We start from the raw sequence: 13,752 nt of genomic DNA on the forward strand, positions 1-13,752 counted from the left end.
ATTTTATTAGTTCTCTATGGTATCTTTCAACTTTAAAAAATGGAATACAATTTTGGGATGGTCGGTTTTTGCGATTGCATTGGTGACTTACTCCCTGACTGTTGAGCCCACATTAAGTTTCTGGGATTGCGGCGAATACATCTCTACAGCAGCAAAACTTGAGGTAGGACACCCTCCTGGAGCTCCTCTTTATCAAATGATGGGCGCCTTCTTTGCCATGTTTGCTACAGATGCTTCAAAAGTCGCATTAATGGTCAATATGATGTCCGTTTTTTCAAGTGCATTTACCATTCTTTTTATGTTTTGGTCATTGACCATGTTATTAAAAAAGCTTGTTTCTAGGTTTTCAGAAATCGATACCAACAACGCTATTGCCATTTTAGGAAGTGCTTTTGTTGGTTCTTTAGCCTATACTTTCTCTGATAGTTTCTGGTTTAACGCTGTAGAAGCTGAAGTTTATGCCATGGCAAGTTTGCTGATAGCCGCATTATTCTGGCTTGGATTGCGTTGGGAACAAGATATGGATACGCCACGCGGAAACCGATGGCTATTGCTGATTTCATTAATCGTAGGACTTTCTTTCGGTGTCCATTTCATGGCCTTGCTTACGATTCCTTCTATTGGATTTTTATACTATTTCAAACACTACAAGACGGTTACGGTCAAAAATTTCATCATTGCAAATATCGTAGTAGTTTCTATCTTGCTTTTCATATTCAAGTTGCTTTTGCCATTGACGATGGGATTCTTCGGAAAAACTGAAGTTTTTATGGTCAACAGCCTAGGAATGCCATTTGATTCAGGGACAATTTTTGTAGCGCTTTTATTCGTTGCCGCTTTCTATTTCGGATTAAAATACACGAAGCAAAAAGGTTATGTACAATACAACACGATGATTTTGTGCATCCTGTTTATTTTAATCGGATTTTCAACATGGATGATGCTTCCGATTCGCGCCAACGCAAACACCGTTATCAACGAGAACAAGCCTTCGGATGCTAGAGAGGTTTTGGCTTACTATAACAGGGAACAATACGGAGTAAATCCATTATTCTACGGACCACAGTTTTCTGATACCTATGCCGGATTAGACAAGAAAAACCCGTATTTAGACAAAGCGCCTAACTACGAAAGAGATTACAAAACTGGAAAATATGTGATTGTAAACAATTACAAAAATGCTGAACAGAATACAGACGACAATCACAAGACATTTCTCCCAAGAATGTGGAGCCCGGAACATGCCGAAAACTATATGACATTCACGCATGTCTTGAATTTCAGAATGGATCCTAACTATGCTTACGAAGAAGAATTGCCAAGATATGGCATCAATCCTAATGATTTGTCTGAAGAAGAATTGGCGCACTATACGTCACAATTGCGTGGCGAAATGGAGAAAAACGTGGCCGAATTCAGAAGAGCGTATGCCTCTGGACAAATTGATACGGAAGGATACCACAAATTCCTGAAATCTTATGGCGATTATCTGATTATTGACAAGCCGACAACTGCCGACAACATCAAATTCATGTTTGAATACCAATTCGGCTATATGTATTGGAGATACTTGATGTGGAATTTCACAGGAAGGCAAAACGACAACCAAGGAAAATATGACAATCTAGATGGAAACTGGATGAGTGGTGTCAAATTTATTGACGAAGCTCGTTTGGGCTCTCAGGAGAATCTTCCTGCAGATGTCTTAAACAACAAAGGACGAAATTTATACTTTTTCTTGCCTTTTATACTTGGAATCATTGGATTAATCTATCACGCCAACAAAGACCTTAAAGGCTTTTATGTATTGCTTGCCCTGTTTTTATTCACTGGACTGGCATTGAAAATTTATCTTAACGAAAGGCCGTTTGAACCTCGCGAAAGAGATTACGCCTTGGTAGGATCGTTCTATGTTTTTGCAATCTGGATCGGATTTGGCGTCTATGCAATATTCGATTTTATCAAAAAATGGCTCAATCCAAAGATTGCAGGACCAGTTGTTATCGCCACTACCCTATTGGCAGCTCCAGCCCTGATGGCTTCTCAAAACTGGGACGACCATGACCGTTCTGGAAAATATACCGCAATTGCCATGGCAAAAGCCTATCTAAATTCTTGCGAACCTAATGCGATTCTATTCACCATTGGTGATAACGATACGTTCCCGTTATGGTATGCTCAAGAAATTGAAAAAGTACGTACAGATATCCGTATCGTAAACACCAGCCTTTTCATGACAGATTGGTATATCGACCAAATGAAGGCTAAAGCGTATGAATCGGAACCATTGCCGATAACTTTCAAGCACGAACAATATGTCGGCGACAAGCTGGATTATTCCATCCACAGGCCACAGACCGAGAAGAGATGGAACATCAACGACTTTATGAACTTCCTTTCTCTTAACGATCCTAGAGCGCTGTATGAGATTCCTAATGGGCAAAAAATCCATTATTTCCCAACAAACAAGATCAGGATTCCTATTAACAAAGAAGAAATTATAGCCAACAAAGTAGTTTCTCCTAAATATTACGATTCGATCGTGCCGTATATCGACATTGACATTAAAGATAATGCCTTATACAAAAACCGATTAATGATGTTGAATGTCGTAGCCAACAATAACTGGAAACGCCCAATCTATTTCACAGGCGGAAGCTTTGGAGACGACGATTATCTTTGGATGAAAAACTACCTCCAATTAGACGGAATGGTTTACAAGCTGGTACCGGTAAAAACATCTATGGAAAAAGCACCAAGTCCGATGGATATGGGACAGATTGATTCAGACAAGATGTATGACATTGTAATGAAATGGGACTGGGGCAATGGCGGAAGCACAAAAATCTACCATGACCCAGAAACACGCAAGAACAGCATCAGCTACAGAACGAATCTGGCGCGATTGATGGAACAGCTTATCAACGAAGGCAAGCCTAAAAAAGCAAAAGACATTATTGATCTGGCTATGAAAGAAATGCCAATCGACCAATATGGTTATTATGCTTTTGTGGAACCATTTGCTGGTGGTTATTATGAAATAGGCGAAAAAGAAAAAGCTAGGGACATCTTGAAAAAACTGATGAAGAAATACCAAGAAAACCTGACGTATTACAAAACGTTCTCAGCAACCGAACAGAATGATTATTACGTAGACATCGTTACCGATATCGAACGCTATAGAGGACTGTTAGAAGTCATGAAAGATCGTGGCGATAAAGAGTTTTATGAAGCAAACCGAAAAGACTTCAACTCTTACAACACCATGTTCAAGCGTTTTGAACGAGACAACGAATAAAAATTAAAATCCTAAAATGTGCCAATTTGAAATTACAAATTGGCACATTTTTTCTTTAAAAAGATGTGATATGGATTTACTCTGGGTAAAAACAAATCGATTGATCAAGTGGCTTTTTCCAAAATATACGTGGGACATTCCAAACAACGCGAATAAGATCTATCTTACTTTTGATGACGGACCTACTCCCGAAATCACAGAATGGGTTTTAAAACTATTGAAAGAGCAAGATATAAAAGCGACATTCTTCTGCATAGGGAATAATATCGAAAAGTATCCTGATATCTTTCAGAAAGTGCTTCAAGATGGACATGCTATTGGAAACCATACCTACAATCATCTTAAAGGCTGGAAAACAGCTAAGGAAGATTATATTGAAAACACCAAGTCGTGCGAGCGAATTATAAAAGAGCAAACCAAAGATAGTGATCGACGATCAAAGCTTTTCCGTCCGCCTTATGGCAAGATAAAATTCTCGCAGGCCAAAATATTGCGACAATTAGGATACAAGATTGTAATGTGGGATGTAATAAGCGTAGATTATGATAAAAACATCTCGCCGAAAAAATGTCTGAAGAATGTTACAAAAAACACAACTTCTGGGAGCGTGATTGTTTTCCATGACAGCATAAAGGCATTCGAAAACCTTAAATTTGCATTGCCCGAAGCAATACGCTATCTAAAAAATAAAGGATTTGTTTTTGACAGGATTGATTAAAGCTGTTCTTGAACCAAGCCGATAATGGTGTTCGCATCAAGTTCTCCAGATTGCCTCCAGATCATCTGTCCTTCTTTGTATATCATAAGCGTAGGGAGCCCTTTAATACGCAAAGCGTCTGCCAACTCTTGATTTTTGTCCACATCAATCTTAATCACTTTTGCCTTGTCACCCAAAGCAGCAGCTACGTCTCTGATAACAGGATGCATCGATACAGACTGTTCATTCCAATCTGTATAAAAATCAATTAAGACTGGTACTGAGGCGTTGATAAGTTCTCCAAATTTTGACATAATTGAAAATTTACTTTGACTTTATTCCTAAATTACAACAATTTTTAATACAAATGTAGCATATTTACTGAATTATGCTACATTTTCACCTTTTTTTAGCGTGATGACCGTAATTTCGGGTAAAATACCAACCCTGCCAGGATAAGCGTGAAACCCAAAGCCCCTATTTACATAAATATAGCGCCCTGCATTTTCGTATAAACCAGCCCATTGCTTATAAACATATTGAACTGGACTCCATTTGAAAAATCCTGGAATTTCAATCCCAAACTGAAGGCCGTGCGTATGCCCGCTCAATGTCAGATGGTATTTTGTTTGGTGGTTTTTTATCTCATATTCCCAATGTGAAGGATCATGGCTCATCAAAATCTTGAAATCAGAATCTTTCAAGCCTTCCGATGCTTTGGTTAAATCGCCTGCTTTTTTGAAATTATGCCCCCAGTTTTCTACTCCAACCAAAGCAATTTCATCTGTCCCGTTGTTGATTTTTACATTTTCATTAAGCAACAATTTAAAATCAATTTGACGGTGTAAGTCCTTAATTGCTTCAAAGTTGTCGTTTTTATCTTTTTCAGAAGGCCAGGTAACGTATTCTCCATAATCATGGTTTCCTAAAACGGAATACTTGCCCAGCTTAGGAGTATGAATCTTCTTGAAAGTCTTAATCCACGGATCCATTTCCACAGCATGCGTGTTTACGATATCGCCTGTAAAAACAACAATGTCCGATTGCTGTTCATTAATCAAATCAATCGCATATTGAATTTTTTCAGGATTATCAAAACTGCCGCTGTGCACATCTGAAATTTGAGTGACCGTAGTTCCATCAAAACTATCCGGAAGATCTGGAAAAAATAGTGTCTGTTTGATAACCTTAAAATTATATTTCCCGACCGTCATTCCATACAAAAGTGAAATAAAGGGAACAGCCGCAGCGCCCAGCGCCACTTGACTCAAGAATTTCCTTCTGTCTGGAAGAAAATGCCCTTTGTCATTATTGCCTAAAAAATGAGTAATAATTCCCGAAAAAACACGGTAGATATCTTCCCCGAATAAGAAGAATGTCACGACAAGTTTCGGTAAAAACGTCAGCAAGACTAAACCTAACGTAATTAATGACTGTTTATTTTGGCCTACGCTCCTGTCAAATTGCGTAAAAGAATAGATCACAAAGATGATTACGGCCAGCGAAATAAGTTGATACGGAATCAGAATCCACTTTGCTTTTGTAATGGTCTTAAAAGCCTGAAAAGCGTAAAGCTCAACCAATACCACAAAAGCAATAAAAAATATCCAACGAAGCATAGTATGATTTAGAATTTAAGCAAAGTAAATAAATAATGAAGCTGTTGGTAATTTAATTGGATAAATTTTAACTATAACACCATATGACTAACAGAATCCACAGCAAATTTTATAATTGAATTATCACATAATAAAATTTGTATGTTAAAATATTTAGAAATCGCAAATACGGAAAGCCGTAAAAAGAAAATTCAGCAAAACTAAACCGTCACTTATTTTTATTTAATCTAAATAAATAACTTTGCGAGCGTATTACAAATATCTCATTATGAAAAAAACATACTTTATACTAATCGCTATCCTAACCAGTGGCTTGATGCATGGCCAAATTTTCCAAGAAGTCAGCAATCAGACTTTCCAAGGCGTATTTTATGGCGACTGCGCTGTAGCGGATTTTGACAATAACGGAAGAACAGACTTTATTATTTCAGGAGCCAAACCAGGATATACAGGATATTCAGGGTTTTTCAAAAATAACAATGGTGCTTTTACAGAAAATATAGGCGCTTGCTTAAGCCAGATCATGTACTCTTCGATTGCTGTTGGCGACCTTAACGGCGATAATAAAAAAGACATCATCATTACTGGGACAAAAACTGGAGAAAATTCGTCTGTCGTTTTTGAAATTTATTATAACAATGGAGATGGTACGTTTACAAAGAATGAAAATTCTGGAATTCCTGGCGTGAACTTCGGTTCTGTCCAAATTGCCGATATGACAAATGATGGGATTGCCGACATCATCGTTAATGGAAATCTAGGGTCAGAATATATTACAAAAGTCTATCAACAAAACGAAGGTGGCACATTTACCGACTTAAACGCTGGATTGATGGGAACTTATTTTAGCGCCATCAAGGCTTTTGATGCCAATAGCGACGGAATTAACGATCTTCTTGTAACTGGATTCAGTACAAATTTCACTCCTGAAACCAAGCTTTATATCAATTCAGGAACTGGAACTTTTACCGAAAAGCCGATTACAATTCCGGGCATTTATTTTTCGTCTATTGATGCTCTGGACATTAATAACGACAGCCACTTAGATTTGCTTATTTCTGGGACAGACTACACTCCCACTACCAGCCTTACGATTTATACCAATGATGGTTTCGGAAATTTTACAGCGCAAGCAAACAACTTCACAGGAATCTATAACGGCAACACAAAATTCGTCGACTACAACAAAGACGGCCTGATTGATATATTTGCTATCGGAAGCAATGCCGCTGGAGATAACACTGTCCTATTATACAAAAACAATCTTGACGGAACCTATACGGAAGATACCGTAAACAGCGCCTCTATTGTTGGCGTAAATATGTCTAAAGGCGAATGGCTTGATTTTGATAATGACGGCGATTTAGACCTACTTACTATAGGTTTTGAAGGAGCTGATGTAGCTCAAACAAGGCTTTACAGAAATAGCACCATCAACCAAGAAACTTGTGGAGAACCTGGAAACAATACTGGCGATTTAGGCTGTGTGACTTTTAATTATGAAGGAACAAGCGTGACCTATATTACTGTCCGCGGTAGCGACGGAAATGTATGGCTACAACAAAACTTGGGCAGCGCCAGTGTAGCAACTTCTCAAAACGATGAAGCTTCTTACGGAGATTTATTCCAATGGGGACGATGGGACGATGGTCACCAAAAAAGAAACTCTGCTCTAGGCACAGCACCAACGCCAAACAATCCGGCCGGACTTGCTACAGGAAATGATACTTTCTATACCGGCTGGTGGTCGCCAAATGCTTTATCTGACAAATGGGAAGCAGCTACTCCAGCAGCAGCTACAGAAATAAACGGTTGTGATCCATGCAAAGCATTAGGAAATGGCTGGAAACTTCCGACGGAAGCAGAATGGACCGCTATAAAAGATTCGCAAAACATCTCAAATCCTGCTACTGCTTTTCAAAGCGTCTTAAAATTGCCAGTTTCGGGATACAGAGCAGCATCGGGATCATTTAGCTTCGTTGGAACGAGAGGCTATTTCTGGAGCTCGACAACAAGCTCATCTGGCGCAAAATATTTTTATGTAGGCACAACTATCGCAAATCCATCAGCGGGAGCTCCAAGAAGTCAATCTGCCGCAATCCGATGCTTAAAATACCCGCAGGCATCAAGCTATTGTAATGCATCTGTAGATTTTGACGTTGAGCCGATTACGATGGTAAATTTTTCAGACATCAACAACCTGACTTCAGAAACTGTAAATGGCACTCCTGCGTATGAAGACTTTACGGCAATAGTCGGAAATGTTGTAAGAGGAAACACCTACCAATTAACCGTAAAAGGAAATACCGTTGGACAGTTTGAGCACGATATAAGAGCTTTCTTTGACTGGAACAAAGACGGAGTTTTTGACATGCAGACAGAATACTATCCAGCCGTACTGACTCCATCTACAGGAATTGATGCTATAGAAGCAACTGTGAGTATTACTATCCCAGCAACAGCGACAATCGGTGATACAAGAATGAGAGTCATCAAAGACCAATGGAATGTATATGAAGAAGGAGAATTCGACGCCTGCTTAAATGCTTATTACGGACAAATAGAAGATTATACCATAAACATTCAAGAAAGCTTGGGCACGATTGATTTCAACAAAAATGACTTCAAGTTGTATCCAAACCCGACAGAAGGCATCATCAACATCCAAGCAAACCAAGAAATCAAAAGCATAACTATCTATAACCATTTAGGACAGCTTATCGCCACACAAAAAGCTTCTCAAATAAACATAGCAAACCTTTCAAGCGGGATCTATATGATTCGCGTAGATTTTGAAAACGGACAGACTGCTACTAAAAAAGTAGTCAAAAAATAAACCAACCATTTGCTTATATCCATATCCTTTTTTAGTTAGTTTTTTGTTTTTTTGAGAAACCGATGCCGATTTATTTAGCATCGGTTTTTCTGTTTTACATCTTAAGTTTTGTATTTTTGGAAGCTATACAAACAAATTCTTATGTCACAACAAAAACGCCTATTTCTTCTTGATGCCTATGCTTTGATCTTTAGAGGCTATTATGCATTTATAAAAAACCCAAGAATCAACTCCAAAGGAATGGATACTTCCGCAATCATGGGATTTATGAACTCCCTCTTGGATGTAATCAAAAGAGAAAAACCGGATCATCTTGCTGTGGCATTTGACAAAGAAGGCAGTCATGTAAGAACCGAAATGTTTGCCGAGTATAAAGCAAATCGCGACGCTACTCCCGAAGCCATAAAAATAGCCATTCCTTATATCCATGACTTGTTAAGAGCCATGCACATTCCTATCATAGAAGTAGCAGGTTGCGAAGCCGACGACTTAATTGGAACCATTGCCAAACAAGCAGAAAAGCAAAACTATCAAGTGTTTATGGTCACTCCTGATAAAGATTTTGCCCAATTAGTTTCGGAAAACATCTTCATGTACAAACCGGCTCGAATGGGTAACGGAATTGAAATCTGGGGGATTCCTGAAGTATTGGCAAAATTCGAAATCGAAAGGCCTGAACAGGTAATTGATTTCTTAGGAATGATGGGCGACGCTGTCGATAATATTCCAGGTCTTCCTGGTGTTGGAGAAGTAACTGCAAAAAAACTGCTGAAGGAATTCGGCACCATGGAGAATCTGCTCGAAAACACGCACCAGCTGAAAGGCAAGATGAAAGAGAATATCGAAGCCAACAGAGAAAAAGGAATCTTATCTAAAAAACTGGCGACAATCATTACCGATTGTAACGTGACTTTCAATGAAACGGATTATGAACTTACACGTCCCGATATTGAAAAAACCGAAGCGATTTTCCAAGAATTAGAATTCAGGAGAATGGCAGAGCAGTTCGACAATCTATTCAGAATCGACCATAATGCTCCAGTCGCCAACAACCCGGCAGAAGCAAGACTGTATAAAAAACCGCAGGCAAAAAACGAAGACCAATTCGACCTTTTTGCTTCAGCAACTTCTGATGAAAACACAGGAGAGACCAAAACTAGTTTTTACAAAACACTAAAAGACACCGAGCATTTCTACCAATTGGTCGAAGGTGACATGGCAATCAAGTTCCTATTGCAGAATTTATTAAAGCAGCCAAGCGTAAGCTTTGATACCGAAACTACAGGAATCGACCCTTTGACCGCAGAATTAGTCGGAATGTCTTTTTCATGGGAAAAAGGAAAAGGATTTTATGTCCCAGTTCCAGAAAACCAAACCGAAGCACAGGCAATCGTCGACAAATTCATTCCGTTTTTTGAAGCAGAAGGAATTGAGAAAGTCGGCCAAAATCTAAAATACGACCTAAAAGTATTAGCCAATTACAACATCGAAGTCAAAGGAAAAATTTTCGACACGATGATCGCGCATTATCTCATCAATCCAGATATGCGACACAACATGGATATTTTATCCGAAACCTACCTCCAATATTCGCCACAGTCTATCGAAGAATTAATCGGAAAGAAAGGAAAGAATCAAAAAACAATGAGAGAAGTTCCTGTCGAAGACGTCAAGGAATATGCTGTAGAAGATGCCGATGTGACATTACAGCTTAAAGATTTTTTCAGCAAAGAATTAGACACTACCAATACGAAAAAGCTATTCGAAGAAATTGAAGTCCCGTTGGTCCCTGTTCTTGCCGACATGGAAAAAGAAGGCGTAAACCTCGATGTACCTTTTCTTCATAATTTATCTCAAGAACTAAAAGGCGATATCCAGAAGCTGGAAAACCAAATTTATGAGAATGCCGGAGAAAAATTCAACTTGGCTTCACCAAAACAGCTAGGAGAAATCTTATTCGACAAGCTGAAAATTGGAGGTGCAAAACAAAAGAAAACCAAGACAGGACAATATGCAACAGGCGAAGAAGTACTTTCCTATTTAGCATTATCGAGCCCATTCGTCCAAGACATTTTAGACTGGCGCCAATTGGTAAAACTGCAAAACACCTATGTGGAAGCCTTGCCGTTGCAGGTTTCTGCAAAAACAGGAAGAGTCCATACAGATTACATGCAGACCGTTGCCGCAACCGGACGTTTGAGTTCCAACAATCCTAACTTGCAGAATATCCCAATTCGTACAGAAAGAGGCCGTCTGATTCGAAAAGCATTTATTGCTCGAGACGAAAATTATACTCTAGTTTCTGCCGATTACTCTCAAATAGAATTGCGCATCATAGCCGCGTTGAGCGGAGACCCAGAAATGGTCAAATCGTTCCAGAAAGGAGAAGACATTCACGCTTCAACTGCTTCAAAAGTTTTCAACGTAGCATTAGAAGAAGTAACCCGCGAGCAAAGAAGCCACGCCAAAACCGTAAACTTCGGAATCATCTATGGTGTATCGGCCTTCGGATTGAGCAACCAGACATCACTATCGCGTTCTGAATCTAAAGACTTGATTGACGCCTACTATCTGACTTATCCAAGATTGAAAGCTTACATCCAAGAACAGATCGAATTTGCCAGAGAAAACGGCTACGTACAGACGATTTTAGGAAGAAGACGTTACCTTAAAGATATCAACTCGCAAAATGCAGTCGTGCGTGGCGGTGCCGAACGAAATGCCGTGAATGCGCCAATCCAAGGAAGTGCTGCCGACATCATCAAAATCGCGATGATAAACATCCACAAACGCCTGAATGCCGAAAATTGGAAAAGCAAAATGTTACTTCAAGTACACGATGAGCTTGTTTTTGACGTTCATAATAGTGAGCTAGAAAAAATTCAGCCTATGATCAAACACGAAATGGAAAATGCGTTCAAGCTCGATGTGCCTTTAATTGTTGACTTAGGAAAAGGACACGATTGGCTTCAAGCGCATTAAAAGAGTCGTAACACAAACAGAAAATTACGTCAAATAAGCAACAATCAAAAGTCTATTATCCAGATAGGACACCATTCACTATGAAAAAGTTAATTCTATTCTTATGCATCAGTTTTTGCCTAAATTCTTTCGGGCAAAATAAAATTTCAAAAACAATAACGATTCCGTTTACTTTACTGGAAAGCGGACATATTTTAGTCAAGGCCAAAATAAACAATCTAGAAGGGAATTTCATTTTTGATACTGGCGCCGGACTCAATTTAATGACCAAGAAATTTGCTGACAAAATAGAAAATCTGAAGAAAACGGATGGTTTTTATACAGGCCATAGAGCAACTGGCGAACAAATAATAGCAGATCTTTGGGATACTGAAAATTTTGAAATTGGTACTCTAAAATTAAACCACGAAAAATTTACCCTAATTGATTTAGATTTTCCTGTGGATGGCTTGATTTCATTACTCCCGTTTAGACACATTCCTATTACGATCGATTATAAGAATAAAATATTAACCTTAGAAACGGACAAATCTTTACAGCAATTAATCAAGACTGGCGCTTCAATTCCGATTCAAATTTCTGACGATTTAGAAAAGACATTGGGAATTGCTACTTACGTCAGGCTCAATGACCAGCTTACGGTACAAATGAATCTCGACAGCGGTGCTGGCTTCAACATCTTCCGATTCAATTCGAGATATATGAAACCACTTGCCATTGATTCTTCGCAAGTAAAAACAAAATACCAAAAAAGTGATTTTAAGCCTACAGAAGGAAATACATATTATTTCACTACCCTTTCCAAAATAAACACACAAACAAACGACAAAATCAAAGCTACAGATTTCAACGCTACTTTTATTGACGGATTGATTTACGAAGCTATTGGAAGCATCAACTGGCTGGGAAATAAAATTACGATTGATATCCAGAAAAAAAATATGATTATCAATAATTAGGATTCTATTTTTAAACAAAATTAATCTCATGAAAAAAATATTCTTATTTCTATTCTTCTCCTTATCCCTACATTCATTCGGGCAAAGTGAGACAAGGTTCGACAAGATCGACAGCCTTTTAAATTATCTGGCTTCGAACAATAAATTTATGGGAAGCCTGGCCATCCAAGAAAACAACCAGGTCGTTTTTGAAAAGAATTATGGCTTTGCCGACGTAAAAAACAAAATAAAAGCGGGTGCAGATACCCGATACAAGATTGGCTCTATTACCAAAACATTTACCTCGGTTGTCATTTTGCAATTGGTTGAAGAAAAAAAACTGACGCTTGACACCAAGCTTTCTCGGTTTTTCCCGACAATAAAAAATTCAGAGAACATCACGATCGAAAACCTGCTAAACCATTCGAGCGGTATTTACAGTTTTACGAACGATGCTGATTATGCTGTATATGCAAAGTTGCCGAAAACCCGAAGCGAGCTGATGAAAAAGATAAAAGCAGGGAAGCCTGTTTTTGAACCTGGAGAAAAAGCAGAATACAGCAATTCTAATTTTGTGATTCTGGGTTGGATTATTGAAGATCTTACGAAAAAAAGTTATGCCGAAAACATCGACAGCCGTATTGTAAAGAAGCTGGGACTTAAAAATACCGGATTTGCTTCTGGCGCTAAAAACGAAGCCATTTCGTATGCTTGGGATGGAAAAACTTGGCAGGAAGCTCAAAAAGAAGACATGTCAATTCCGGGTGGCGCCGGAGCTATCCTTTCCTCTGCTTCAGACTTGACCAATTTTATCAATAGCTTGTTTTCAGGAAAATTGTTAAAACAAGCTTCCTTAGACATCATGACAACTATGGACAAAGGTTACGGCAAAGGAATTTTTGCCATGCCTTTCGCGGAAAGAAAATTTTACGGACATGAAGGAGGAATCGAAAACTTCACGTCTTCCTTGACGCACTATCCAAAAGAAAAACTGAGCATCGCCTTGCTTGATAACGGACAAGGGTACGAAATGGACGGAATAATGATTGGAATCTTAAGTATCTATTACAAGATGCCGTACCGTTTTCCGAACCTAAAAACTGCGGTCGTAGAACTCTCGATCTTGAAAAAATATGAAGGCATTTATTCTGACCCTAATTTCCCGATGAAAATCTCAATCAAGGAAGAAAAAGGCGTGCTTATCTGCCAGGCAACTGGGCAAAGCTCTTTTCCGCTGAATCCGCTAAGTGATACGAATTTTAATTTCGAGCCGGCTGGTTTAGAATTGGTTTTCTCGCCAAACGCCATGACAATACTGCAAGGCGGCAACGAGTTTAAGCTCACGAAAGAAAAATAAAAAAATAGCCCATTCGATTGAATGG

The 13,752-nt window shown here is 38.8% G+C and carries 8 protein-coding genes; 6 read left to right on the top strand and 2 right to left on the bottom strand.

Going from position 1 to position 13,752, the window contains the following annotated elements; genetic code table 11:
- The first annotated feature begins 16 nt into the window (after positions 1-16).
- Together GGR22_RS05385 and GGR22_RS05390 are read left to right on the top strand one after the other, a co-directional pair.
- Positions 17-3,298 (top strand): glycosyltransferase family 117 protein, encoded by a 3,282-nt coding sequence (locus tag GGR22_RS05385; RefSeq protein WP_182492846.1) that lies wholly within the window; start codon positions 17-19, stop codon positions 3,296-3,298.
- Between the two features lie 70 nt (positions 3,299-3,368).
- Positions 3,369-4,016 (top strand): polysaccharide deacetylase family protein, encoded by a 648-nt coding sequence (locus GGR22_RS05390; protein WP_182492847.1) that lies wholly within the window; start codon positions 3,369-3,371, stop codon positions 4,014-4,016.
- Here the strand turns inward: GGR22_RS05390 and GGR22_RS05395 are convergent.
- Both GGR22_RS05395 and GGR22_RS05400 read right to left on the bottom strand, forming a co-directional pair.
- Positions 4,013-4,309 carry a thioredoxin family protein gene (locus GGR22_RS05395; protein WP_121375320.1) on the bottom strand — a complete coding sequence of 99 codons (297 nt, stop codon included), beginning with the start codon at positions 4,307-4,309 and terminating at the stop codon, positions 4,013-4,015. The two genes, GGR22_RS05390 and GGR22_RS05395, sit on opposite strands and share 4 nt — an antisense overlap.
- A 72-nt stretch (positions 4,310-4,381) precedes the next feature.
- Positions 4,382-5,614 (bottom strand): metallophosphoesterase, encoded by a 1,233-nt coding sequence (locus GGR22_RS05400; protein ID WP_182492848.1) that lies wholly within the window; start codon positions 5,612-5,614, stop codon positions 4,382-4,384.
- Positions 5,615-5,882: 268 nt separating this feature from the next.
- On the opposite strand from GGR22_RS05400, the gene GGR22_RS05405 reads away from it, so the two are divergent.
- From GGR22_RS05405 to GGR22_RS05420, 4 genes are all read left to right on the top strand, one after another.
- A complete protein-coding gene (locus tag GGR22_RS05405; protein WP_182492849.1) occupies positions 5,883-8,450 on the top strand; it encodes an FG-GAP-like repeat-containing protein in 2,568 nt (855 codons plus the stop codon).
- Positions 8,451-8,591: 141 nt separating this feature from the next.
- Positions 8,592-11,432 (top strand): DNA polymerase I, encoded by a 2,841-nt coding sequence (polA, locus tag GGR22_RS05410; protein WP_182492850.1) that lies wholly within the window; start codon positions 8,592-8,594, stop codon positions 11,430-11,432.
- Between the two features lie 80 nt (positions 11,433-11,512).
- Positions 11,513-12,391 carry a retropepsin-like aspartic protease gene (locus tag GGR22_RS05415; RefSeq protein WP_182492851.1) on the top strand — a complete coding sequence of 293 codons (879 nt, stop codon included), beginning with the start codon at positions 11,513-11,515 and terminating at the stop codon, positions 12,389-12,391.
- 28 nt (positions 12,392-12,419) lie between these two features.
- Positions 12,420-13,727 (top strand): serine hydrolase domain-containing protein, encoded by a 1,308-nt coding sequence (locus GGR22_RS05420; RefSeq protein ID WP_182492852.1) that lies wholly within the window; start codon positions 12,420-12,422, stop codon positions 13,725-13,727.
- Positions 13,728-13,752: the final 25 nt, after the last annotated feature.

This window comes from Flavobacterium gossypii, assembly GCF_014138495.1.
Classification (GTDB): Bacteria; Bacteroidota; Bacteroidia; order Flavobacteriales; family Flavobacteriaceae; genus Flavobacterium; species Flavobacterium endophyticum.